This is a genomic window from Streptosporangium sp. NBC_01755 (assembly GCF_035917995.1).
Taxonomy (GTDB): domain Bacteria; phylum Actinomycetota; class Actinomycetes; order Streptosporangiales; family Streptosporangiaceae; genus Streptosporangium.
On sequence record NZ_CP109131.1, the window covers coordinates 295506 to 320207 of the forward strand.

21 protein-coding genes, 3 tRNA genes and 1 pseudogene are annotated in these 24702 nt (G+C 68.2%); 16 read left to right on the forward strand and 9 right to left on the reverse strand.

The window, feature by feature from the left end; genetic code table 11:
- Positions 1 to 22: 22 nt before the first annotated feature.
- Positions 23 to 892: a class I SAM-dependent methyltransferase gene (locus tag OG884_RS01175; protein ID WP_326641222.1), complete on the reverse strand. Its 870-nt coding sequence runs from the start codon at positions 890 to 892 to the stop codon at positions 23 to 25.
- Between the two features lie 268 nt (positions 893 to 1160).
- On the opposite strand from OG884_RS01175, the gene OG884_RS01180 reads away from it, so the two are divergent.
- Positions 1161 to 1562: a GlcG/HbpS family heme-binding protein gene (locus OG884_RS01180; RefSeq protein WP_326641224.1), complete on the forward strand. Its 402-nt coding sequence runs from the start codon at positions 1161 to 1163 to the stop codon at positions 1560 to 1562.
- 7 nt (positions 1563 to 1569) lie between these two features.
- Here the strand turns inward: OG884_RS01180 and rbsK are convergent, their stop codons facing one another.
- From rbsK to OG884_RS01195, 3 genes are all read right to left on the reverse strand, one after another.
- Positions 1570 to 2466 (reverse strand): ribokinase, encoded by an 897-nt coding sequence (gene rbsK / locus OG884_RS01185; RefSeq protein ID WP_326641226.1) that lies wholly within the window; start codon positions 2464 to 2466, stop codon positions 1570 to 1572.
- 346 nt (positions 2467 to 2812) lie between these two features.
- Positions 2813 to 3460, reverse strand: coding sequence for a response regulator transcription factor (locus OG884_RS01190; RefSeq protein ID WP_326641228.1), 648 nt, complete (start codon positions 3458 to 3460; stop codon positions 2813 to 2815).
- Positions 3451 to 4701: a sensor histidine kinase gene (locus OG884_RS01195; RefSeq protein ID WP_326641230.1), complete on the reverse strand. Its 1251-nt coding sequence runs from the start codon at positions 4699 to 4701 to the stop codon at positions 3451 to 3453. Before OG884_RS01195 ends, OG884_RS01190 begins: the two co-directional genes overlap by 10 nt.
- 250 nt (positions 4702 to 4951) lie before the next feature.
- On the opposite strand from OG884_RS01195, the gene OG884_RS01200 reads away from it, so the two are divergent.
- From OG884_RS01200 to OG884_RS01210, 3 genes are all read left to right on the forward strand, one after another.
- Entirely contained in the window at positions 4952 to 6262 is a 1311-nt protein-coding gene (locus OG884_RS01200; protein WP_326641232.1) for an acyltransferase family protein, read from the forward strand.
- A gap of 172 nt (positions 6263 to 6434) precedes the next feature.
- A complete protein-coding gene (locus tag OG884_RS01205; RefSeq protein ID WP_326641234.1) occupies positions 6435 to 8927 on the forward strand; it encodes a DEAD/DEAH box helicase in 2493 nt (830 codons plus the stop codon).
- Positions 8928 to 9043: 116 nt separating this feature from the next.
- Complete coding sequence (locus OG884_RS01210; protein WP_326641236.1) at positions 9044 to 9562, forward strand: DUF2087 domain-containing protein; 519 nt, start codon at positions 9044 to 9046, stop codon at positions 9560 to 9562.
- Between the two features lies 1 nt (position 9563).
- On the opposite strand, the gene OG884_RS01215 is transcribed toward OG884_RS01210, so the two are convergent.
- Together OG884_RS01215 and dusB are read right to left on the reverse strand one after the other, a co-directional pair.
- On the reverse strand, positions 9564 to 9734 hold the full coding sequence (locus tag OG884_RS01215) for a TAXI family TRAP transporter solute-binding subunit (protein ID WP_326641238.1): 171 nt from the start codon (positions 9732 to 9734) through the stop codon (positions 9564 to 9566).
- Positions 9735 to 9744: 10 nt separating this feature from the next.
- Positions 9745 to 10866, reverse strand: a complete 1122-nt coding sequence (gene dusB, locus OG884_RS01220) for a tRNA dihydrouridine synthase DusB (RefSeq protein WP_326641240.1) — start codon at positions 10864 to 10866, stop codon at positions 9745 to 9747.
- A 90-nt stretch (positions 10867 to 10956) separates the two neighbouring features.
- Between dusB and OG884_RS01225 the strand changes: the two genes are divergently transcribed.
- The 4 genes from OG884_RS01225 to OG884_RS01240 all read left to right on the forward strand — a co-directional run bounded on the left by OG884_RS01225 (position 10957) and on the right by OG884_RS01240 (position 11987).
- Positions 10957 to 11610: an amino acid-binding protein gene (locus OG884_RS01225; RefSeq protein ID WP_326641242.1), complete on the forward strand. Its 654-nt coding sequence runs from the start codon at positions 10957 to 10959 to the stop codon at positions 11608 to 11610.
- 117 nt (positions 11611 to 11727) lie between these two features.
- Positions 11728 to 11799: transfer RNA gene (locus OG884_RS01230), tRNA-Gly, on the forward strand.
- Between the two features lie 25 nt (positions 11800 to 11824).
- A tRNA-Cys gene (locus OG884_RS01235) sits at positions 11825 to 11895 on the forward strand.
- Positions 11896 to 11912: 17 nt separating this feature from the next.
- Positions 11913 to 11987 (forward strand) — tRNA-Val (locus OG884_RS01240).
- 653 nt (positions 11988 to 12640) lie between these two features.
- Here the strand turns inward: OG884_RS01240 and OG884_RS01245 are convergent.
- Positions 12641 to 14125: a HEAT repeat domain-containing protein gene (locus tag OG884_RS01245; protein WP_326641244.1), complete on the reverse strand. Its 1485-nt coding sequence runs from the start codon at positions 14123 to 14125 to the stop codon at positions 12641 to 12643.
- A 334-nt stretch (positions 14126 to 14459) separates the two neighbouring features.
- Between OG884_RS01245 and OG884_RS01250 the strand changes: the two genes are divergently transcribed.
- Positions 14460 to 14582 (forward strand): hypothetical protein, encoded by a 123-nt coding sequence (locus tag OG884_RS01250; protein WP_326641247.1) that lies wholly within the window; start codon positions 14460 to 14462, stop codon positions 14580 to 14582.
- A 106-nt stretch (positions 14583 to 14688) separates the two neighbouring features.
- Here the strand turns inward: OG884_RS01250 and OG884_RS01255 are convergent, their stop codons facing one another.
- Positions 14689 to 15558, reverse strand: coding sequence for a bile acid:sodium symporter family protein (locus OG884_RS01255; RefSeq protein WP_326641248.1), 870 nt, complete (start codon positions 15556 to 15558; stop codon positions 14689 to 14691).
- Positions 15559 to 15741: 183 nt separating this feature from the next.
- Between OG884_RS01255 and OG884_RS01260 the strand changes: the two are divergent.
- Positions 15742 to 16068, forward strand: a pseudogene (locus OG884_RS01260) (transposase); the annotation flags it as partial.
- A 156-nt stretch (positions 16069 to 16224) separates the two neighbouring features.
- On the opposite strand, the gene OG884_RS01265 reads toward OG884_RS01260, so the two are convergent.
- Entirely contained in the window at positions 16225 to 16740 is a 516-nt protein-coding gene (locus tag OG884_RS01265) for a hypothetical protein (RefSeq protein ID WP_326641252.1), read from the reverse strand.
- Between the two features lie 415 nt (positions 16741 to 17155).
- Between OG884_RS01265 and OG884_RS01270 the strand changes: the two genes are divergently transcribed.
- From OG884_RS01270 to OG884_RS01295, 6 genes are all read left to right on the forward strand, one after another.
- Positions 17156 to 18847 carry a metallophosphoesterase family protein gene (locus tag OG884_RS01270; protein ID WP_326641254.1) on the forward strand — a complete coding sequence of 564 codons (1692 nt, stop codon included), beginning with the start codon at positions 17156 to 17158 and terminating at the stop codon, positions 18845 to 18847.
- 87 nt (positions 18848 to 18934) lie between these two features.
- Complete coding sequence (locus OG884_RS01275) at positions 18935 to 19690, forward strand: hypothetical protein (RefSeq protein ID WP_326641256.1); 756 nt, start codon at positions 18935 to 18937, stop codon at positions 19688 to 19690.
- Positions 19687 to 20598 (forward strand): nickel/cobalt transporter, encoded by a 912-nt coding sequence (locus tag OG884_RS01280; protein ID WP_326641258.1) that lies wholly within the window; start codon positions 19687 to 19689, stop codon positions 20596 to 20598. The genes OG884_RS01275 and OG884_RS01280 overlap by 4 nt, the downstream gene beginning before the upstream one ends.
- 444 nt (positions 20599 to 21042) lie before the next feature.
- Entirely contained in the window at positions 21043 to 22221 is a 1179-nt protein-coding gene (locus OG884_RS01285; RefSeq protein ID WP_326641260.1) for a Cmx/CmrA family chloramphenicol efflux MFS transporter, read from the forward strand.
- 181 nt (positions 22222 to 22402) lie between these two features.
- Positions 22403 to 23038 (forward strand): ABC transporter ATP-binding protein, encoded by a 636-nt coding sequence (locus OG884_RS01290; protein ID WP_326641262.1) that lies wholly within the window; start codon positions 22403 to 22405, stop codon positions 23036 to 23038.
- On the forward strand, positions 23035 to 24435 hold the full coding sequence (locus tag OG884_RS01295) for a DUF6297 family protein (RefSeq protein WP_326641264.1): 1401 nt from the start codon (positions 23035 to 23037) through the stop codon (positions 24433 to 24435). The genes OG884_RS01290 and OG884_RS01295 overlap by 4 nt, the downstream gene beginning before the upstream one ends.
- The last annotated feature ends 267 nt before the right edge of the window (positions 24436 to 24702 follow it).

Here is a 24702-nt window from a genome sequence, read left to right on the forward strand (position 1 = left end):
CGGTCGCGCGAAACGCTCGATCTTATACGAGATCCGGCGTCTCCTGCTCGGCTTCGCGGTCGAGATGTCCCTGACGGACCGCCTCAGGCCGGGCGCGGCCGGGTGCGGTCCACTCCTTTGGGGACCCGTCGCCGGGGAATGTGATACGGATCTTGGACTGCCGGTGCGGAAGCCGCTCCCAGTCCTCCATGAGAGTCGCCTGCAGGCCGCATCCGGAGGCCAGGTCGAGCAGGGTCTCGGCGCGGTAGTAGAAGTCCTCACCCAGGACCTGGTGCTCCCTGCCCTCGGTACGGTCGAAGGTGAAGTCGAACCAGCCTCCCGGCTTCACGACCCGGCCGATGTTCCGGAAGCACTCCTCGATCACCGGCAGCGGGGAGTGGGAGAAGACGCTGTGGGCGTGCACGACGTCGAACATCTCACTGGGCAGGGCGGCGAAGCGCAGGTTCCCGACCAGCATGAGGTAGGGGAGTTTCTCACGCAGCTCGTAGGAGACCAGGGTCTCCTGGGCGGCGATCAGGATGTCCGGGGAGATGTCGAGACCGTAGTAGTTTCCGGTGTCGAGGTAACCGATGAACAGGCGCCCGGCCCGCAGGTTGCCGCAACCGATCTCCAGCATGCGGTGCTCGGGTTTCAGCCCGTGCCGCACCAGGTAGTCGAACTGCATCTTCCCCAGGACCGTCCAACGCCGGTAGGACCTGCTGCCCACGGCCGCGTGGGGGCTGCGCGCGGCGTCGGACCTCATGATGGCCCGATAGTAGGAGACATGGTCGCGGGTGCTCAGGCGCAGCCACATGTTCCTGCTCAGCCGGCTCAGGTGCCTGGGAACTCGCCCCGGATGACTGAGGGCGTACTTGAGCTGGTGAACGATGTTCGCACGGTTATGACTGTGCATGCCTCTCCCCACGTCGAGACGACACCTCAACGATTCCGCCGGTGACGAGATCGTAGCTTGAAGTAAGGTGATCATCACTCTTGGTAAGAGTCGTCGGAATGTCGCCGCGCGTTCTCCTCTCCTCACCGGGCAGTGATCCCGGCTCGCCCCGGTCCTCCGAAGAGCGCACATGAGCGTCGAATCGTTATGACACCTCGCATCCCCCGAGCGGCGACACGTGCGCATCCGACCGTCCGCACCGGAGGCTTTCGAAACAGTGAGGAGCCCGGTGAACCTGGAACTCGCGCTGCGCATGTGTGAGGCCGCGGTGCGGCAGGCCCTGCGGGAGGGGGCGCTCATCTCGGTCGCGGTGGTCGACGCGGGCGGGCATCTGGTGGCGTTCCAGCGGATGGACGGCGCGCGGATCTCCGGCCCCGTCCTCGCCCCCGGCAAGGCCCACACCGCGCTGGCCCACCACATGCCGACCGCCGACCTCGCGCCGCTGATCCTGCCGGGAGGCGAACTGTACGGCCTGGCCGGCGACCGGTACGTGTGCTTCGGCGGCGGCATCCCGCTCGGAGAGCCCGGCAACGGCCGCGACGTGGTGGGCGCGGTCGGCGTCAGCGGCGGCACCATCGGTCAGGACGTGGCCTGCGCCGAGGCCGCCGCCGCCCTCTGGGAAGGGGCATAGCCGGATGTCAGGCGCCGGCTCCTGAAAGGCTCCGGTCGATCTCGGCGCGGGTGGGCATCGAGCTGCTGGCACCCGCGCGCTGGACGGACAGACCCGCCGCCGCGGTGGCGAAGCGGACGGCCCGGTCGGCGGGCTGCTCCTCGACGCGGGCCACGGCGAGGGCGCCCACGAAGGTGTCGCCCGCGGCCGTGGTGTCCACCGCGTTCACCCTGGGCGCCTCGACCCACACGGCGGCCTCGTCGCCGGAGGCGGTGAGCGCGCCGCGCGATCCCAGGGTGATGATCACCCAGCCGACCGTGCCCCTCAGCTCCTCCAGGGCACGCTCGTGGTCCGCCTGGCCGGTGATCGCGACGGCCTCGTGCTCGTTGGCCACCAGGATGTCCACCGCCTCCAGCAGCTCAGCGGGCAGAGGCTGGACAGGCGCGGGGGTGAGGACCACCGTGGTCCCGGCGGCGCGGGCGGCCCTGGCGGCGGCGGTGACCGCCTCGATGGGGAGCTCCAACTGCAGCAGGAGCACGTCTGAGCGGGAGATGACCTCGATCTCGGCCTCGGTGGGGGCGGTCACGGCCCCGTTGGCACCGGGAACCACGATGATCGAGTTGCCGCCGCCGCCGTCCACCACGATCTGGGCGATGCCCGAGGGGCCGGGGACCGTGCGCAGGTTCGTCACGTCGACGCCCGCCTCGGCGAGCGTCCTGCGCATCTCGGTCCCGAAGTCGTCGTCACCCACGGCCCCGAGGAAGGCCACCTTGGCACCCGCCCGCGCGGCGGCGATGGCCTGGTTGGCGCCCTTGCCGCCGGGAACCGTGCTGAAGGCGCGGCCGGTCACGGTCTCGCCGAGCGCGGGGGCGGCATCGACGTAGGCCACCAGGTCCATGTTGGCACTGCCGAAGACCGAGATCATTTTTTTCCTCCACCACCGGCGCCGGCGTCCGGCCTGCCGATTCGTCCACTTCGATCCCTCCGAATCCGCTGACACCGTGGGTCAGCCGGTTCCTCGGAGACCGTTTCCACATTGGTCCCGACACGCTTATCGGCGCGCCGAGGCCGAGCCTACGGTCGCGCTCCCGGCGTCACTCTCCCAGCCCCCATGATGGCCGGGCAGGCGTCCAGCCGAGGCCGAGCCTACGGTCGCGCTCCCGGCGTCACTCTCCCAGCCCCCATGATGGCCGGGCAGGCGTCCAGGGGCGCGGCGCGGGGGCTCCACGGGAGGGGACGCGCAGGCCGGGGTCCCGCGGGTGGGCTCACGGTCAGGAGCGCAGATAGGCCAGGACGGCAAGGACGCGGCGGTGCTGATCGCCGTCCTCGGCGTACAGGCCGAGCTTGGCGAAGATACTGCGGATGTGCTTCTCCACCGCCCCGTCGCTGACCACCAGCTGACGGCCGATGGCGGGGTTGGATCTGCCCTCGGCCATCAGGCCGAGCACCTCGCGCTCGCGTGGGGTGAGCTGGGCGAGGGGGTCGTCACGACGGCGCCTCACCATCAGCTGTGCCACCACCTGGGGATCGAAGACCGTACCGCCCGCCGCGACGGTGCGCAGGCCCGCCATGAAGTCGTCCACGTCCACGACGCGGTCCTTGAGCAGGTATCCCACCGCGCCTCTGGCGTCGGCGAGCAGGTCGTCGGCATAGGAGACCTCCACATACTGGGACAGGATCAGCACCGGCGCGCCCGGCACCCTCCGGCGCGCCTCCACCGCCGCCCGCAGTCCCTCGTCCGTGAAGCCCGGCGGCATCCGCACATCCACCACCGAGACGTCGGGCCTGTGCTCGGCGACGGCGGCCACCAGCCGGTCACCGTCCCCCACCGCTGCGACCACCTGGCAGCCGAACTCCTCCAGGAGCCTGATCAGGCCCTCCCTGATGAGCACCGCGTCGTCGGCCACGACTACCCGCACGGAACCTCCGCCACTATGACCGTCGGCCCTCCGACGGGTGAATCAACGGCCAGTTCGCCGTCGACCGCCTTCAGGCGGTCGCCGAGACCGGACAGGCCATGCCCTTTGGCGACGTGTGCGCCGCCGACCCCATCATCCCCGATTGTCAGCATCAGGAAGTCACCCGTTCTGGTCAGCGTCACGGTGCAGATCGTGGCATGGCTGTGCTTGGCGACGTTGGTGAGGGACTCGGCGACGACGAAGTAGACGCTGTTCTCCACCGCGGCCGAGAAGCGTCCCTCCACCTGGACGTCCAGCTCGACGGGGACGGTGCAGCGCCCGGCGAGCGCGGCGAGCGCGGGGGCCAGGCCGCGGTCGCTGAGGACCGGAGGGGCGATGCCGCGCGAGAGGGCACGCAGCTCGTCCAGCGTCTCGCGGGTCGAGGTGATGGCCTGGCTGAGCATCTGCTCGACTGCCGCCGGGTCGCGCCTGAGCTGGCGCTGTGCCCGTGACAGGTCCATGGCCAGGGAGACCAGGCGCTGCTGCGGCCCGTCATGGATGTCGCGCTCCAGCCGGCGCAGCGCGTTGGCCTCGGCCGACACCGCGGCGGCCCGGCCCTCGGCCAGGTCGTCGATGCGGTCGTGCAGCTCGGCCACGCCGGTCAGCATGGCCCTGCCGAGCCCGGCCTGGATGAGCGCGGCGCTCCGCACGACCGGCGTGAGGGTGATCGCGAACAGCACACCGATGACGGTGTTGATGACCACCTCGACCCAGAGACTGCCGCCCAGGCCGAGGAGCGGGCCGAGCCCGCCGTTATTGCCGGGGATGGCGTAGATGATCCACCCGTAGAGCGGATAGGTGAGGCCGAGGATCGTCCCGGCCCACCAGACCACCGCGAAGACGAAGGTCACGATGGAGATCGGGAAGGCCACGATGCCGTAGAGCAGGTCGAGCCAGGACTGGCCGCTGGTCAACGGATTGATCATCCTGCGGAACCATCCGGCGCCCTGTGGAGCGGGCCGGTACCTCGGCCTGGCGACGGGGCGGCCGAGCACCTCGGGCAGCCAGCGCCGCTCGACGTCCGCGAGGCCCCGGGCGACCAGGAGTGTCGTCGCGAGGATGGGCAGGCCCACGAACACCACAGCCAAGCCTGTCCCGGCGGAGAAACCAGCCACCATGATGACGAACCAGATGATGGAGAGGGGAAAGCCCACGAGCAGGTAGCGGGTGTCGGCGCCGATGCGGCTCAGGAGGGTTCTCATACCGCCAACGCTATGAGTACCGGCTGCGGCAATCGACCCTGCGCACCTGCTTGTCGGGGGTGGGGCCAGCACTACCCCCGGGGGTGAGGGGATCCGGCGAGAAGAGTGCCGCGTACGTCACTGCGCCGCCGGGGTCCCGGCGGGAGGCTTTTCACACAGCCTTTCCCGAGGTTTCCACTTGCCCTCCCCGAGAATCGAGACCCCCTTGACCGCCGTGATCCCCAGTCCGGCAACGCGTCCGATAACCCCTGTGACACCGGCGTCCGCCGGTCGCGACCCGTTCATCGACGTGCTCCGTGTGTTCGGCATGGCCCTGGTGGTGCTCCAGCACTGGAGCATGCCGGTGCTCTCCTTCAGCGACGGCCGGATCACCATGGGCAACGCGCTGGCCGCCGGAAGCGGCTGGATGCTCACGTGGATCAGCCAGGTGATGCCGCTGGTGTTCTTCGCCGGGGGTGCGGCGGGCGCGATCAGTAGCCGCGCCGCAGTGCGGCGCGGTGACAGCGCTCCCGCGTGGCTTGCGACGCGCCTGCGCCGCCTGGCCTGGCCGGTGGTGCCGCTGGCGGCGGTCTGGCTGCCCCTCCCCCACCTGCTCCTGACGCTCGGCATGCCGGAGCAACCGGTCATGACCGCCTCGCGGCTGGCCGGGCAGCTGCTCTGGTTTTTGGCGATCTACCTTGTCACGGTGGCGCTGACCCCGTCGATGCTCAGGCTCAACATGGCGTACGGCTGGCGGGTGCCGGTCGCGCTGGCGGCGGGGGCGGTGGCGGTGGACATCCTGCGCTTCACCAGCGGCCTGGACGTCGCCGGTTTTCCCAACATCGTGCTGGTCTGGCTGGCGGTGCACCAACTCGGCTTCCTGTACGCCGACGGACGGCTGGGCCGCCCCTGGATCCTGGCGTCGGCCGGGTACGGTCTGGCCACGGCACTGGTGACCTTCGGCCCCTATCCACTCAGCATGATCGGGATGCCGGGCGCCCCCGTCTCCAACATGGCACCGCCCACGCTCGCGCTGCTCTCGGTCGGGGTCGGCCAGATCGGGCTGGCGCTGGCACTGCGCCGCTGGATCGTCTCCTTCGCGGGGTGGCCCGGGGTGTCGAGGGCGCTCGGCTGGGCCGGCAGCCGGATGACGACCCTCTACCTGTGGCACATGAGCGCGCTGTTCGTCATCGTCTCGATGGTCGTGGTGGGTCTGGGAGTCTCCACTCCCGAGCCGGGCACCTCGGCCTGGCTGTCGGGCTGGCCGCACTGGCTGCTCATGCTCATCCTGGCGATGTGGCCGCTGCTGCGGGGCCTCGCGCGGTTCGAGACTCCCCCCGCGGGCAGACCGTACACCGGGGGGACGGCCAGGGTCGTCGTGGCCACCGTGCTGGTTGGGCTGGGTCTGCTCACGCTCACGGCGATCGGCTTCGTCCCGGGGACGGCTCCCCTGCTCGGGGCGGGCGCGATCGTGGCGGGCCTGGCGCTCACCGGTCCGTCCTTTCGCACCTCACCCGCCTCACGGACGAGCATTCCCGGACCGCGTCCGGCCTCGGATCACCGGCACCCGCGGCGCGTCTGACGGTTCCGGCACGCTCACCGCACACCCCACTCGACGCTAAGTCCTTTTAGTAGCTGTTTATACCAAAAAAAGCGATCATAACTACATAATGTTACACGTTTTACACAAAATGTAATGCGATCCATTGCCGCCACCGGTTCGACCACCACAAGTTCTTCGGCAGTATTGGACTGTGAGCCTTGTAGACCGCCTGCCAGAAGAGATCGACGCCGATCCCGATGCCATCTTCGACGCCTTCGTCGAATGGAACTCCGAGCGAGGGCTGACCCTCTACCCCGCGCAGGAGGAGGCTCTGATCGAGGTGGTCTCGGGAAACAACCTGATCCTGGCCACCCCCACCGGCTCGGGCAAGAGCCTGGTCGCCGCCGGAGCCCACTTCACCGCGCTGACCAAGGACATCCGCACCTTCTACACCGCCCCGATCAAGGCACTGGTGTCCGAGAAGTTCTTCGACCTCTGCGCGGTCTTCGGCACCGAGAACGTCGGCATGATGACCGGCGACGCGAGCGTGAACCCCGGGGCACCGATCATCTGCTGCACCGCGGAGATCCTCGCCAACGTCGCGCTGCGCGACGGCGCCCAGGCCGATATCGGCCAGGTGGTGATGGACGAGTTCCACTTCTACTCCGAGCCCGACCGCGGCTGGGCCTGGCAGGTACCGCTCCTGGAGCTACCGAACGTCCAGTTCATCCTGATGTCGGCGACGCTGGGCGACGTCACCAGGTTCGAGGAGGACCTCACCCGGCGCACCGGCAGGCCCACCGCGGTGGTGAAGAACGCCGAGCGCCCGGTCCCGCTGGTCTACTCCTACCGGATGACCCCCCTCCACGAGACGCTGGAGGAGATGCTCACCACCAACCAGTACCCGGTCTACGTCGTCCACTTCACCCAGGCCTCGGCCATGGAGCGGGCACAGGCACTGATGAGCATCAACATGTCGACCAAGGCCGAGAAGGAGGCGATCGCCTCCATGATCGGCAACTTCCGGTTCACCACCCGGTTCGGCAAGGCGCTCTCCCGCCTGGTGCGGCACGGCATCGGCGTGCACCACGCCGGGATGCTCCCGAAGTACCGCCGCCTGGTGGAGCGGCTCGCCCAGGCGGGCCTGCTGAAGGTCATCTGCGGCACCGACACGCTCGGCGTCGGCGTCAACGTCCCGATCAGGACCGTGCTCTTCACCGCGCTGTCGAAGTACGACGGCAACAGGGTGCGGCGGCTGCGTGCCCGCGAGTTCCACCAGATCGCCGGACGGGCCGGGCGGGCCGGATTCGACACCATCGGCTACGTCGTCTGCCAGGCCCCCGACCACGTGGTGGAGAACGAGAAGGCACTCGCCAAGATCGGCGACGACCCCAAGCGGCGGCGCGGGTTCGCCCGTAAGAAGCCGCCGGAGGGGTTTGTCGGCTGGAGCGAGGAGACCTTCGAGAAGCTGCAGAGCGCCGAGCCGGAGCCGCTGAACTCCCGGTTCAAGGTCAGCAACGCCATGCTCCTCGCGGTGATCAACCGGCCCGGCGACTGCTACACGGCCATGCGCCACCTGCTCACCGACAACCACGAGGATCGCAAGTGGCAGCGGCGGCACATCAGCCAGGCCATCGCGATCTACCGGTCACTGCTGGCCGGAGGCGTGGTGGAGAAGCTGGAGGAGCCCGACGAGCACGGCCGGATGGCCCGCCTGACCGTCGACCTGCAGGAGGACTTCGCGCTGAACCAGGCGCTCTCCACCTTCGCGCTGGCCACCCTCGAACTGCTCGACATCGAGGCGCCGAACTACGCCCTGGACATGGTCTCGATCATCGAGTCGATTCTCGACGACCCCCGCCAGATCCTGTCCGCGCAGCTCAACAAGGCGCGCGGCGAGGCGGTGGCGCAGATGAAGGCCGACGGCATCGAGTACGAGGAGCGGATGGAGCTCCTCAACGAGGTCACCTATCCGATGCCGCTGGCCGACATGCTGCTGGGCGCGTACGAGACCTACCGGCGCGGCCACCCCTGGGTGGGCGACTACACGGTCAGCCCCAAGAGCGTCATCCGCGACATGTACGAGCGGGCGATGACCTTCGCCGACTACGTGCAGTTCTACGAGCTGACCCGGTCCGAGGGCACGGTCCTCCGCTACCTCGCCGACGCCTACCGCACCCTGTCGCGGACCATCCCCGAGCATCTCAAGACCGAGGACCTGGTCGACCTCATCGAGTGGCTCGGCGAGCTGGTCCGCCAGGTCGACTCCAGCCTCCTGGACGAGTGGGAGCAGCTGCAGAACCCGACCGGGGAACTGGAGGCGCCCTCCCTGGAGGAGAGCACCAAGCCGGTCACCGCCAACACCCGCGCGTTCCGCGTGCTGGTCCGCAACGCGATGTTCCGCCTGATCGAGCTGACCGCTCTGGAGAACGAGCAGGAGCTGGAGCAGCTGGCCCCCGACGTCGACTGGGGCGCCGCGCTCGACGCCTACTACGCCGACCACGAGGAGGTCGGCACCGGCCCGGACGCCCGGGGTCCCGGCCTGCTCCGCATCGAGGAGGAGAAGGAGTTCTGGCGGGTCCGCCAGGTCGTCTCCGACCCGGCCGGCGACGGCGACTGGGGCATCGACGCCCAGGTCGACCTGGCCTCCTCCGACGAGGAGGGCCGCGCCGTGGTCCACGTCATCGGCCTGAACCGCCTCTGACCGCCCCGACAGGGGTCCGCCACTCGCCGTACTCGTTCAGTGTGGCGGGGAATTCCCCCGCTCCCCGATTGTCCGTGAGCACGGAAACACCGGGCTCGACCGACGAGAATGGCGGGATGAGCGACGAAGCGATCAGGCAGGTGCTCGGCCTGCTCTACCAGGAGGACACGCTGCGGGTGCTGGCGACTCTGGCACTGGGCGGCAAGCCAGAGGAGGAGTCCGGCCTCGACAGGGAGGCGGTCAGGCGCGCGCTGGACCGCCTGGAACGCGGCGGGCTCGCCGTGCGGGGGGAGGGCGGCGAGTGGCAGGTGCGGCGCGAGCGGTTCCGCGAGCTGCTGCACACCACGGCCAAGCCCGCGCCCGCGGTCTCCGCCGAGGAGAAGGTGCTGCGCTCCTTCCTCGTCGAGGGGCGGCTGCGGGCGATCCCCAGCAAGCGGGACAAACAGCTGGTCGTGCTCGACTACGTGGTCCAGGTCTTCGAGCCGGGGGTCCGCTACCCGGAGAAGGAGGTCAACGTCGCGCTGCGCGCCTTCCACGACGACCACGCGGCACTGCGCCGTTACCTGGTCGACGAGGGCATGCTCAGCAGGGAGAACAACCTCTACTGGCGCAGCGGCGGCTCCGTCGAGGCCTGAATCAGCCGTAGTACTTCCGCGCGCCGTCGTGCAGGGGCAGCGGCTCGGTCTTCCGCGCATTGTCGCGGCTGATCTCCCTGGCCACGGGGTGGATCTTCTCCAGCTCCGCTCCGCGCTCGAAGAGCAGCCTCGTCAGGCTCTCCACCAGGGCGGGGTCCATCTTCTCGGTCACCACGAGCAGGTCAGCCGCCCGGGGTGTCGGTCTCGGCGTCGGCGCAGGGGACCGCGAGGTCGTACGGGTCGTCGAGCCAGCCGGCGGGCAGGTGAACGCGGTCACGCGGGTTGGTCTTGCCCCGGGGGACGTCCACGCCTTCGGGCCAGGGTTGGGCGGCGTCGAGCTCGGCGAGACCCTCTCGCAGACCGGCGAGGGTCTCGGAGGTGGCCAGGCGACGGCGGAGGGCCGAGCCGACGGTGAAGCCCTTGAGATACCAGCTGACGTGCTTGCGGAAGTCGGCCACGGCGTGCGGCTCGCTCTCGAAGCACTCGGCCAGCAGGGTGGCGTGCCGGTCCATGGTCGCGGCGACCTCGCCCAGCAGGGGGCGGCGCCGCTCGTCGCCGCCCTCGCACATGGCGGCCAGGTCGGCGAAGAGCCACGGGCGCCCCAGGCAGCCCCGGCCCACGACGACGCCGTCGCATCCGGTCGCGTCCATCATGCGGCGCGCGTCGTCGGCGCTCCAGATGTCGCCGTTGCCGAGCACCGGGATCTCCGGAACGCTCTCCTTGAGCCGCGCGATCGCCTCCCAGTCGGCGGTCCCGCCGTAGTGCTGGATCGCGGTGCGGCCGTGCAGCGCGATCGCGGAGACGCCCTCCTCCACGGCGATCCGACCGGCGTCCAGATAGGTCAGGTGGTCGTCGTCTATGCCCTTGCGCATCTTCATGGTCACCGGCAGCGTCCCGGCGTTGCGCACCGCCTCGCGCAGGATCGCCCGGAGCAGGTTCCGCTTGTACGGCAGGGCGGAACCACCGCCTTTGCGGGTCACCTTGGGCACCGGGCAGCCGAAGTTGAGATCGACGTGGTCGGCCAGGCCCTCCTCCGCGATCATGCGGACGGCCCTGCCGACCGTCACCGGATCGATCCCGTAGAGCTGGACGCTCCGGGGACGCTCGTCGGACTCGAACCGGATCATCTTGAACGTCTTGGGGTTGCGCTCCACCAGCGCCCGCGTTGTGATCATTTCACAGACGAACAGACCGCCGCCCTGCTCCCGGCAGAGCGCGCGGAACGCCGTGTTGGTGATACCGGCCATCGGGGCGAGGACGACCGGCGGCCATACCTCCAGCGATCCCAGTTTCAACGACTCCACCTGGCTTTTCTACCGCACCGCGGCGAGCGGGACGAATCCTCGCTGGATATGGTGTCCCTGAGTAGTCAGACGTGACCTGGGAGGCCCCGGATGCTCCTGCGACTGCGGATCGCACTGCCCGACCAGCCGGGCTCCCTGGGGAAGGTCACCCGTGTCCTCGGCGTCGCGGGCGCCGACATCACCCAGGTGGTCGTCCTGGAGCGCGGCGAGGGCCGGGCGCTGGACGACATCACCGTCTACTGGCCCGACTCCGCTCCCAGACAGACCCTGATCGATGGGCTGGAGAGCGTGCCGGGGGTGACGATCGAGGGCGTCTGGAGCACGCGCGAGGCACCTGGCACCTACCCGGAGCTGGAGATCCTCAAATACATCACCACGGCGGGCGACCGCGCCCTGGCCACCCTGATCGACTCCATGCCCGTGCTGTTCAGCGCCGACTGGGCCGCGGCGGCGACCGAGAAGATCCCTCGCGCGACCGTCCACTCCAGCTGGCGCGCCCCCGAGCAGGTGCCCTTCCCCGACGAGACCCCCGCCCGGCCGACCGCCTTCACCCTCGACTCCGGCCTGCACGTGATCGTCGCCCCGCTGCCCCCGCTGGCCCTGACCTTCCTGCTGGCCCGCACCACCGGCCCCGCCTTCCACCGCATCGAGGTGCACCGCCTCACCCGCATCCTGGAGATCTTCCTCACCCTGCCCGCGGTGGAACGCGCCGTCGCCCGCCAGTTGCGCCATCCGGCCGACTGAACCGCCCGCTCAGCCGACGGGCGCCGGGCGGACGGCTGAACGCACGGTTACGCAACCGCGCGGAAAACCCGCTAGAGTTCTCTCGTCGCCACCGGGAGCGAAACCCGGAGGAAACACGCGGAAGTGGCTCAGTGGTAGAGCATCACCTTGCCAAGGTGAGGGTCGCGGGTTCGAATCCCGTCTTCCGCTCGAAGGGTCTTCGGGCTCTCACTCCGGTGGAGTGGCCGAGAGGCGAGGCAACGGCCTGCAAAGCCGTCTACACGGGTTCAAATCCCGTCTCCACCTCTGGTCCTTCCCCATGCGGACGATTAGCTCAGCGGGAGAGCGCTTCCCTGACACGGAAGAGGTCACAGGTTCAATCCCTGTATCGTCCACCACGCTCCATAGCAGACCAGGCCTGACCTGGTCAAACAGGAGACAAAGCCCCAGCTCACGGCCTAGATCGTGAGTCTGGGGCTTCTTGTTGCTTCGGGTCATTCCCCGTCTTTGTCAGCACCGGTGCTGATGTTGTGCTGACCCGTGGCGGCTCACCAGAACGCCCCAAGATCCATCAACCTGAGAAGTTGCAGTGATCCATATCACCGCTCCATTTCAGTTGGTCACGCGATGCCTTCAGCGCCTCAAACCGCGCCGCGATCTGGTCGCTCCGGCACAGTCCCAAGGCTGTCGCGGCTCTGCTCTTAGAAGTCCTTCAGGGGGTCGCGTAGTGAACATCCAAGGTGTCCGTCGACCCATGGCATGCGCAGACTGGCTACCTCACTGGGGTGGAGACCCGTTCTGCATCGCGAGTTGCGGAAGCCTGCACTGCACCGTCTGTCATCCAATCCCCGAACCTTGGCCCTGTGTCCGTGCCCGTGTCGATGAACGGCTAGGGATCAAGCGACCCTCGGGCATACCCCCGATGCCCCGGGCGAGCACGATGTGCGCGAACTTCACGCCGTTCGCGTTCGCCCAGACGCCAAGCCGTTCGACGTCGTCGCTCGCGGCCACGGTCAGGTGGGTGTCGAGACGCCCGAGAACTCCGCGGCGGTCATCTGCTCGTCCGGATCAGCCAGCGCAGCAGGCGGGCGTTCTCCACGCCCACGATGCTCTCCGACCTTGCCAGCATGTCCTCCAGTTCGCTGCGGATCTCGTCGGGGCAGCCGCGATACACCCTCGTCGAATCACGCGAGCACCAAGAGCCGAGGTCGGTGCGGGCACACGCACTCAGCACTGGGTCCAGATCGCCGAGCAGGAGAAGATCCGCTCTGATCCGGCTCCAGGCATCGCGGTCGGCCAGGAGCCGGTGGGCGGCCTGCCGTACATGACGGGGTTTATCAGGCCCGAGCAGCGCCCACAGCTGCTCGATCCGCACGGCAGGACCCGACGCCCGCAGTGAGTTGACCACATTCCGGACCACCACCGGAGCGGGGTCCTCCAACAGGTCGGCGATATCGACCGTCGCACCCAGGCGACGAAGTGTCCGCACCGCCTCTGCCCGGACTCGAGGCCGTGGGTCACTCAGAAAGGGAAGAGCCAGTCCGGCATCAGCCCGAGTGCCGCAGTCGCCGAGTCCGGCGAGCAACCCACGCAGCCCCTGGCCAGAAGGTGCCGCGAGGTATCGCCTGTAGAGCTCGGCCGGATCGCCGCCCGCCCGTTGAACCGCCCACTGCGCGGTCAGGCGCATCATCGACGCGCCGTCACATAGGAATCGCGGGCCCGATTCGGTACGGCCGAGCCGTACCAGGGCGGTGAGCGCTTCGACGCGGACCCGGGCCGAGGAGCTGTCCAGGAGTTCCTCTACCAGTTCCGGTCGGTTCTGTTCGACTGCCTCGGCTGCCAGAGCTTCGGCACACCGAGTCCGGGAGATGATGTCGGACTCGTGAAGGGCCGCCTCAGCCAGCTGCCGCTGATCCATCCGCCTGGCCTCCAGCGAGACCTCGAATACGAAACGCCGCCCTCGAAGGTCTTCGCATCTGCGTACGGTGCCAAGCGTGTCTCCGTCGGCTCGCAACAGAGCAGCGCGGATCATCTCGGTGGCGGGCTGCCCACGCCGCCGGTCATCGAGCCGCACCACGACCGGTACGAGGGTCAGCAACGCCGCCGCGTCCGCTCGGGAGACAACCTCGCTCAGGGCTCGCAGGGCCTGGCGCTGCACCGCGTTGGCCCAGTCAGCCGTTCTGATCGCCAACACGGGAAACAGCCGGACATCGGTACGCATGGCGGGGTGCTTGACTGCTTTCGCACGCTCGCGGCCATCCCGGCTGCAGGCGGTCAATGCGACCGCAAGGGGATTGCTCATTTCGCGTACGGCTTGCGCCAGCGTGATGCGTGGATCCTGGTAACCGTACATCCACGGACGCAACACAGAGTCGAGCTCCAGCCAGATCTTCGGCCCGGCCGCAGTGAGAAGGCCCAGGGTCAGCTCGGCGAGCTCATCATTGGAAACGGCGATGAACAGGGCACGTGCAAGATCCTCAAGAGGATCCCGGCCACCCCGGGCGCCCGCGAGGACCAGCCGATGAATCGAGTCCACGGTGGGTTCATCGGAGACGTTCAGATGCCCGATACGCTGTAGAAACCGGTCTAAGAAGCCTGTCATCCGCACATCGTTGCATCACCTGAGCAGCACCTTCGACCCGATTTTTTCCTCAACGGCACGACAGGCCTTCGTTGGCCTTGCCGGGCTGGACGCCGCCGCAGCAGATTTCAGTGCACCCTGTACTGGCCTATCGTGACTTCATGCGTGCCCGTACGCAAGAGGATGATCAAATATTGCGCGACGTTGAAGCAGGAAGCCCCCGGCCATAGCCGGGGGCCTATTGGGAAGCCATAGCCGTCAGGCGGCAACCTCACCCCGTCTGGCCGCTGTGACGCCGGACGCCGTGGTGTCCGCGGCCGAGGAGTTCCTCGCTCCCGGGCGGTTCTCCGGCGTGGTCGCCGTGGATCCCGAGGTGCTCGCGCATCCCCTCGCTCTCAACGATGTGGAGTAGGACATGATCGCCAAGACCAAGCGGGCGCCACGCCCGCTTGGTCGCCGGCGTTCGGCCAGGCATGGGCGGACGGAGCGACGGGTGACCACCAGGACGATCGCGGCGATCACCGATCCGAAGGCATCGACTCCACCGCGCGAGACCTGAGCAGGAACCCGGCTCCTGCCGCGGTGAAGAACATCAGCACGCCATACGTGGCGGCCGGGATGGCCATCTGGGAGCTGTTCAGCAGGGAGAGCGCCACCGCGATCGACAGCGTGGCGTTGTGGATCCCGATCTCCATGCAGGAGGCGACGGCCTGGCCGCGCTCCACCCCGACCAGGCGCGGCGCCCAGTAGCCGACGGTCAGGCTGATCACGCTGAACACCAGCGTGATCAGGCCCACCGACTGGATGTAGCCGCTGAGGTTGTCGAGCTCCTGGAGCAGGGCGCCGGCGATCACCAGCGCCAGGATGACCGCTGAGGCGATCTTCACGGGCGTATTCATCCGTTCGGCGAAGCTCCGTGCCATGGCGCGGACCGCCATGCCGATGGCGACCGGAACCAGCACGACCGCCATCACCTGCAGGCTCTTGTCGAACTGCAGGCCGAGCGTGCCCGAGCCGGCCTCGAAGTAGGACAGCGACAGGTTGGTTACCAGTGGCAGCGTCACGACCGCCAGCACCGAGTTGATCGCGGTCAGCGTCACGTTGAGCGCGACATCACCGCCGAACAGATGACTGTAGAGGTTGGCTGTCGTGCCGCCGGGCGAAGCGGCCAGCAGCATCATGCCGACGGCGAGCGCCGACGGCAGGTCGAAGACGACCACCAGACCGAAGCAGATCGCGGGCAGCACCAGGATCTGGCAGCCGAGCGCCACGACGGTGGCCTTCGGATAGACGACGACACGGCGGAAGTCGGAGATCGTCAGGCTCAGCCCGAGGCCGAACATGATGATCGCCAACGCGATGGGCAGGAGGGTTCCGGCAAGGGCCACGGGGGGTGCTCCTTATCAGCGATCTATCGCTGGGGCGGCGTAGTGCCATAGCTGAGGTACCACCCACACGATCATCGTCACGATTATGGCGGTGAGCAACCCACCGACACAGATCGTCACCTAGTAGGACTTGGTTACCTCGGGTAGGAGACGGTATTTCACCTGCTTTGGGGGTGAGGGAACATGACCCCTCAAGAACTCGAGGCCGTGCGGGCGCGACTGGAGACGTTTGCCGCCGAGGTGTTCTCCGGTTTCGCCCGTACTGATCAGCGGCGGTGGGGCGAGCGGTATGTGCGTGGCCTGCTGAGCGATGGGGCGCGTAAATCGATGGAGCCGATGGCGGCCCGGCTGGGCGTGGACTGCCAAGGGCTGCAGCAGTTCCTCACCGACGCCCCCTGGTCGCATCAGCTGGTGCCGGCCGAGCCGGCCTGGCGGATGGACGCAGCGATCGACCCGGCCGCCTGGGTGGTCGATGATGTGTCCTTTCCCAAGGACGGCGAGGAGTCGCCGTGAGGAGCACGGGTCCAGAGGGCCGTTACGCTCGCGTTTCGCCGCGTTGCAGGTGCGGCCGGCCTATCCCCACCTAACCAAGCCCTAATAGAAGACCACTGTGGGCGGGCCGGACGTTCTGGTGGAGGTCGTCGAGGCGATATAGACGATCCGCAGTCACCACTTCGCCAGGGGGAGCGCCGAGCCGTTCATCGGGCCTTCGGGGCTGTAGACCGCGCACATGACGTCGCGGTCGCCGTCGTCCCAGGTCTCCCTGGTCGGCATGACCGGATAGAAGGCCAGTCCCGAGGCCGACTCACCGCTCCAGTTGCTGTCGAATCCCCGTCGGCAGCTTTCCCACGCGAACGTGGCGAGCGCGGCCGGATCCCATTCACCGTCGGGGGCGTGCACGAAGCCGTACGACTGGTTGGCCGCCTGCTCCTCGCAGGGCGTGTAGAGCACGACGACCTCGGCCGCCTCCGGGGAGTAGGCCGGGTCGGTGAAGCACTCCCCCGCCTCGATGTGCAGGAGCCCGCCGGTCTCCGCGGTGATGAAGGTCTCGTCCTTGACCGTCGGCCCCGCCGTCCCCACCGTGGGCGGCGGCAGGAACAGCGCCCCGAGCACCAGGAAGCCGGGAAGCAGCGTCCAGCGGCGGGCGAGCCGCCGGTCACCGGCCTGCCGGGTGCCCGTCATCAAGTACCTTCCGTTCGGGGACCTCTGGGAACCTCTGGGGATCGTCTGAACCTCTGGGGATCTCGGCCTCGGTCCGGGAGGAAATGTGACCCGATGCCACCCGATGGATTCATCGAAACTCTGACCGAAACCGCGTGCCGTGGCGCAGGTCGCGAAGCAGGCATACATGTCCCTTTTCCAGCCGAGCCTGCCCGCACGATGTTAGGTGTGCGCCATCGAACGCGAGGGCAACGGAAGGTGGCGAGCGCGCGGCCTTCCGGCGACATCAGTGGTGCGTCTGGGGCCAGAGACACAAAAGGGAACGCGTTCATCCGGACGCAACGCTCTATATAGGTATTCGTCCCTCTTTTCTGGATCAATACGGACGTCCACCGCACTCCCTCGGTGGAATGTGATCCTCCCTGGAAAAGAGCTCATGATGGGCAAAGTCAAGCTGCCCCGATCCGCCGGATCCCGGCGTACGAGGCTGGCGGCGGCGGGCGCGGGCGTACTGATCGTCAGCGGCCTCGTGTTCAGCCCGGTGGCGTTCGGCGCGGCCCCGCCGCCGAAGTACCCCGCCGCCGATATCCACAAGCCCTCCCCCATACCCGACCGGGTCATCCTCACCCCGACCACCACGCCGTCGGCCAGCCAGAAGGTCACCTGGCGGGCCGTGACCGACGCCGAGTCCGCGCAGGCCGAGATCCTCGAGGCCCCGCGCGCGCTCGGCGGGGTCGCACCGGCCGCGGGCGCGGTCACCAACGTCAAGGCGGCAAGCACCACCCCGGTCAACACCACGCTGGGGTACGCCTCCGTCTACCACACCGTGGAGTTCACCGGCCTGAAGCCGAACACCCGCTACAGCTACCGGGTCGGCGACGGCACCAACTGGGCCGAGTGGAGCGACTTCACCACCGCGGCGGCCGACCTCCAGCCGTTCTCGTTCATCTACTACGGCGACGCGCAGAACTACATCGACTCCGCGGTGCCGCGCGTCTTCCGCCAGGCTTTCGGCGACCGCCCGCAGGCCAAGGTGATCGTCAACGCCGGTGACCTCATCAACTCCGCGAACAACGAGGAGGAGTGGGGCCAGTGGTACAAGGCCGCCGGCTTCATCGACAGCCAGGTCAACAACATCTCCATCCCCGGCAACCACGAGTACAGCGGCGGCCTGTCCACCTTCTGGCGTCCGCAGTTCCCCTATCCGGACAACGGACCGGGTAACCCGGAGCTGAAGCAGACCGCCTACACCGTCGACTACCAGGGCGTGCGCTTCATCGGCCTGGACTCCAACGTGCAGAGCAACGCCGCCCTGATGGCCGCGCAGGCCACCTGGCTGGAGGGTCTACTCAAGGACAACCCGAACAAGTGGACCGTGGTGACCTTCCACCACCCCGTCTACTCCACCACCGGCACCCGCAACAACCCCGCCGTACGCGACCAGTGGGGCCCGCTGTTCGAGAAGTACGGGGTGGACCTGGTCCTGCAGGGCCACGACCACTCCTACGGCCGTGGCAACCTGGCGACCGCCCGCAAGTCGGTCACGGTCAACAACGGCGTCGCCTACGTCGTGTCCGTCTCCGGCGGCAAGATGTACGCCCTCAACAACGGCGAGAACTGGACCGGCAACGGCGCCGAGGTCGTCAGCAAGAGCCAGAACACCCAGCTCTACCAGCTGATCGACGTCGAGGCCGACAAGATCACGTTCGAGGCCCGCTACGCCAACGGCGAGCACCACGACGGCTTCGTCGTCCGGAAGAACAACAAGGGCGAGCGCACCGTCAACGAGGTCCGCACCGCGGAGAACACCGTCGGCGAGCAGGTCACCGTCGACAAGACCACCGTCGACCACCGCGGCGAGCTCACGATCTCCGCGTACGGCTACGACCCGGCCGAACGCGTCTCCGTCTCCCTGCGGAAGGCCGACGCGAACGCGAACGCGCGTGGCAGAGAACACGACCGCAAAGACACCGTCTCGGTCGGCGTGCGGAACGCCGATGAGCTGGGCCGCCTGACCTACACTTTCAGGCTGCCGAGCAACGCGAAGAAGGGCGAGACCTACGTGGTCTACCTGGACAGCGCCAACCAGAAGATCACCAGCCCGGCCATCACGGTCGCCAAGAAATAACTCCGCCGGGTACGGGGCCGCCATCACCGCGGCCCCGTACCCCGGACACGCCAGAGCCGTTCCGGAGCCTCGTCGGACAGGAAATCCATGAAGACCCATGCCCGTGCGCTGGCGGGCGCGCTGCTCGTCTGCGCCCTGGCCGGCTGGGCCACCCCGGCCGCCGCCCACCCCTTCGGGCCGCCGTCCACCGCGCGGATCGAGGCCGACGGCTCACGCGTGACCATCTCGTGGCTCCCCGCCGAGGACGACTGGGTCGCGCTCGGCCAGTCGCTCGGCGCGTTCGAGGACCCGTCCACCGGCACCGTCTCGACGGAGCTGACCGGTGAGCAGAAGCTGGAGCGCTCAACGGCCCTCCGCGACTACCTGCTGGAGAAGATCACTGTCGCCCAGGCCGGTCAGCCGTGCGAGAGCCTGCTGGCGGAACTCCGGGCGCTGCTCGTCAACGGCGCCCGGTTCGTCTTCGACTGCCGGAACCCGGTGACCGAGGTGGACGTGACCGTCGCCGCCCTGACCGACCTCAACACGGCGTACCGGACGATGCTCGTCGCGGACACGCCCGCCACCCCCAAGCAGGCACTCTTCACCGAGGCCGTCAGCACCCAGCGTCTGAGCTTCTCCGGCTCGGGCGGGAACGCCATGTCCGGGCAGACGACGAGCGTCGCCGTCGGCTCCGCCGTACTACTGGCCGGGGCGGGCGCGTTCGTCATGCTGCGGACCCGGCGCAGGGCGGGCACGACGAGCACGATGGATACGACGGACACGGCGGGCACGACGGACACGACAGACACGACAGACACGACAGACACGACAGACACGACAGACACGACAGGCACGCGATCATGACGGAGCTCAGCGGCTTCGAGAGCCGCTTCATCTCGCTCTTCGACAACAGGGGCGTCTTCTGGGTGGTCCTGGCCGTCGCCCTCGTCACCGGGGCGATGCACGCGGTCGCCCCCGGCCACGGCAAGAGCGTCACCGCGGCCTACCTGGTCGGCACCCGGGGCAACTACCGCGACGCGCTGCGCCTGGGAGTCATCGTCGCGCTGATGCACACCTTCTCGGTGCTGGTGCTGGCGTTCGCCTGGGTGGGGCTGAGCAGCGCCGCGAGCTTCGGCACCGAGAGCGTCACCGCCTGGATGCAGGTGCTGGCCGGCCTGGTCACGATCGGCGTCGGCATCCATCTGATCTACCGCCACCTCCGAGGACGTCGGCGCCAGACACAGACCCAGCACGGGCATGAGCACGGACATGGACATGGGCACGGACATGGACATGGGCACGGACATGGACATGGACATGGCCACGGACATGGACACGGGCACGGACACGGGCACGGACACGGGCACGGACACGGGCACGGGCACGGACATGGACATGGACATGGCCACGGGCACGGGCATCAGGTCGAGGACGGGCCGGATCCCTGGTCACGCCGGGGCCTCGTCGCGCTCGCCCTCTCCGGCGGCCTGCTGCCCTCCCCTTCGGCGTTCATCGTCCTGATGAGCGGGCTGCTCACCGGCCGTGCCTTCGACGCCGTCGCGCTCGTCGCCGCCTTCGGCGTGGGGATGGCCCTCACCCTGACCGGCGTGGGCGTCGTGACGATCCGCGGCTACACCCTGCTGGCCCACGGAACCCACAGGTGGTCACTGGCCTCCACCGCGATGACCTGGGCCCCGGCCGCCGCCGGCCTCGCGGTCTCCTCCGCCGGAGGCCTCTACCTCATCTCGGCACTGGGCACCATCACCGGTTGACACTCCGGCCGCGCATCGGGACGTCCGCCGATTCGGACGGCGACGAAGAAGATCGTTTCTTGGGTATGGAGATCAACACCGCCCGATGAGCTCGCGGCCAAACAACTGGACATGATGCGTTTGGCGTTGCTAGCTTTCGCGTATGTCCAGCCCCGAGGCGTCCAGACGCTAGCCACCGGTCGTCCGGTGGCCACTCACGTCGTCGCGTTGAAGCTTCGCGGCCAATGAGGCCGCGATCACTGCTGTCTGCGACCACCGCCACCGGATCACCGTAGAGCGGGCTGTGCTCGACCTGGGCCGAACGTCACCTCCGTGACGTCGGCAGGGTCTCTCGCGGAATGGCCGCGCCCCCGATCGGACCGTCGTTCTCTCCGACGTCGATGCGGGTGCCGCTGCGGCCCACCGCTTCCTTACCGACCCACAATGTGGTTGCGGAGTTTTGTCATGCCATTCGTTATCTACCTGCTCGGACTGGCGGTCTTCGCCCAGGGAACGTCCGAGTTCATGTTGTCCGGCCTCGTCTCGGGCATCGCACGGGACATGCACGTGTCCATCCCCACTGCGGGAGCTCTGACCTCGGCGTTCGCGGTGGGGATGGTCATCGGCGCGCCACTGATGGCGATTCTGAGCCTGCGCTGGTCACGACGTCGCTCACTCCTGACCTTCCTGATCACTTTCCTGCTCGTCCATGTCCTGGGCGCGCTCACCACCGGCTACGGAGTACTGCTGGCCACCCGGATCGTCGGGGCGCTGGCCAACGCCGGCTTCTTGGCGGTGGCCCTGGCGACCGCCACCGATATGGTCGCGCCGAACGCCAAGGGCCGCGCCGCCTCAATCCTGCTCGGTGGCATCACCATCGCCTGTGTCGTGGGCGTCCCCGCCGGCGCGTTGCTCGGTCAGCTGTGGGGATGGCGCTCAGCGTTCTGGGCGGTGGCCATCGTGTCGGTGCCGGCCATCATCGCGATCCTGCGGTCGGTACCGGCCGGCAACCCCGGATCCACCCACCCGAGCGCGCGCGGGGAACTGCGCTCACTGCGCGACCGGCGGCTTGTGGCGACCCTGCTACTGGGGGCCCTCGTGAACGGCGCGACGTTCTGCACGTTCACCTACCTCGCACCGCTGGTCACCGGCGTCACCGGAATCGAATCCACCTGGGTGCCCGCCATACTGGCGCTCTTCGGGCTGGGTTCATTCCTCGGTGTCACCATCGGCGGCCGAATGGCCGACGTGCGACCCATTCCACTCCTGGTGACCGGCGGGGTGGCCCTGCTCATCGGCTGGACGGTATTCGCGGTGACCGCCGGGAACCCGGTGGCGGCGATAGTGCTCGTCTTCGTCCAGGGGACCCTCTCGTTCGCCGTCGGGTCGACGTTGATCTCGCAGGTGCTCTACGCGGCGGCCGAGGCGCCGACCCTGGCCGGGGGGTTCGCCACGGCCGCGTTCAACGTGGGCGCCGCAATCGGTCCTTGGCTCGGCGGGATCTCCATCAGTGCGGGACTCGGTTACCGCTCGCCACTGTGGGTCAGTGCGCTGCTGGTGGCCCTGGCACTCGCCACCGCCGGCGTAGCCCAGGGGATTCGACGCAGTACGGCGAACCCCCGGGAGGAGCTTGTAACGCCATAGGCCGCCCCATCCTATGATCGTGCACTGAGCCTGTGCCCGGCCATATCTGGAAGTCGATGATGTCATTGGCGGAAAGGGCGCCCAGTCGTCGGTCCAGCCGGACCAGCCGGTCCCTTCGGAAGATTGGAGCTCGATGGCCCGGGTCCCCCGAGTAGTGCGGTCCAAAGTCAATGACGACCGGGTGCCGGTGATCACGGTTAAAGGCGTGTGCGTTGCATTAGGCGCTTTCACGGTACTCGACCATTTCGACCTCAGCGTGGATCAGGGGGAAGTCGTCGCGCTGACGGGTGTGAACGGTGTCGGGAAATCGACCCTGCTGCGCTGCCTCGCCGGTATCCAGCGGGTGGCGGCGGGAGAGATTCAAGTCTTCGGCGCTCCACTGAGGGATGACGCGGCGTTCTGGCGCGATGTCGGTCTGGTCACGGACGAACAGGCGTGGTACCCGTGGCTTACAGTCCGTGAGCATCTGGAACTGGTCAGAAAGATCCACGCGCCGATTGACGGCTCATGCCTGGAACCGGAGGTGCTGCTCGAGATGTTCGGTCTGTCCGACCGAGCCGACGTCGCACCGATGATGCTCTCGACCGGCCAGCGGCAACGGCTGTCGCTGGCCGCGATGTTCGCGAGGCCGAGCCGTCTACTCCTGCTCGACGAGCCGGAGCAGGGACTGGACCAGGCTTTCCGCCATAGCCTCGGCGGCCTGCTCGCGAAGTACGCCGGTGACGGCGGCACCCTCGTGATGGCGACACACGACGTGCGGCTCGCCGAGTCCGCAGGGGCGCGTATGGTCACACTCCACGGAGGGGACGGCGCTTGACGACGGTTGCTCAACTGACCCGGCGTCGCCGACCGGTCCGGGAGTCGGGTTGGCAGCGAACGTATTACTGGCTGATCGCCGTGGGGTTCGCCGCCGCGATCGGCGTCCCGCAGCTCGTCCGGTTCACCTCCTGGCTCTTCAGCGGGGCCGGACTGGCCGACCCCGCAAGAGGGCTGGCCCTCCTTCTGGCCCTTCTGGCCGGCCTTCTCATGCTCCTGGCATGGGTGGGGCCGGTGGTGGCGTCGCCCGCTGATATGCGGTGGCTGATTCTTTCCCCGCTGAATCGCCGCCGGGTACTCGCCCGTAACGCGCTGGTGCTCCTCGCGTCCTTGACGGTCGCGGGACTGGCCTTGAGCTCCCTGGGCACGGCCGTGTTCGGCAGGCCGCAGGATGTGATCGCCTGTGTGTCCCTGGGCGTCTCCGTCGCGATCGCCGCGGGTTCGGCGGCTGTGCTGCTTCAGGCGGCCGAAGCGAGGTACGACTGGCTTCGGCTCACCGTGATTCTCCTGGCCGTGGTGGTGGGGCTGCTCATCCTGCTGCGTCCGGCCCTTCCCGGTCTGCCCATCGCTTTGATCGCGTATTCGGCTCCGGTGGTCGCGGCGTTCCTGGCATGGCACGCGTGGCAGGCATTGTCGAGCTTCCCTTCGCGCGCGCTTTTGAACACTTCGATTCGGATGGGCACGCTGGTCGCCGCTTCCTTCAACCTCGAACCCGCTGTGTTGACGTCGATCGCCGAGCAACGGTTCTGGCGGTCCAAACGGCTGCGCTCACGCGCCTGGCCGGTTACCGGTCGACTGGCGATGGTGCGGTCGGATGCGCGCATGCTGAGTCGCCGTCCGGGCCGACTCGCCGTACTGGCGGCCCTGATCTCACTGCCGGTCCTCGTCCGCTTCGCCGGGGGAACGACCGGCCTGGCCATGATCGTACTCTTCTGCGGAGGCCTGGCCGCGGCGACAACGGCGGCCGCCGGGGCACGCTGGGATGTTCAGCACCCCGAACTGGCCCGTCTGTTCACCATGAAGTGGTCCGCCGCGAGGGCTGTGATGCCTGCCGTCTTCGCCTTCCTCTGGGTCAGCCTGGCTTTTGTCCTGTTGTCCATCGCGGGGTTCATGCCCATTTGGAGCTGCTTGTACGGTCTGGCGATGGCTCCCGGCCTTGCCGCGGGAGCCCTGCGTATGGCGCAGCGTGGTGCGATCAACCATGCGATGCCCGTCATCGACCTCGGCTCCGGAGGGATTCCCACCGGTCCCGTGCTGTGGGCGATCACGGGAATAGATCTGGCCGCTCTCGGCAGTACGCCGCTGCTGCTGGCTGTGACACCGACCTCGCTCGCGATTCAGGCTCTGCTGAGTATCGTTTTGCTCGGCGTCTATCTGCGCCACCAACGGAGGAGCTAAGTGCTCCGTTCCTCAGCGGAGATCGCGAACGCGCTGCGGGGAAACCAAGATTGTCGGGCCCGGTCGCGTCCGCGCAGGTGATGTACGAGTGTTTGAGATCGGTACCTGCGTCGCGCCTGGCTGATCGCCGCTGAAAAGCGCGGCGTAGTACGTGGAGAAAAGCGCAGCGAGGGCGGTGGAGTGGTGTGGGGCCGCTCACCGGTAACGCATCGTGCGGGGTGGTGGCGGGCGCTGGTCGGGTGTGGGTGACAGGGGGCGGGCCGGTGG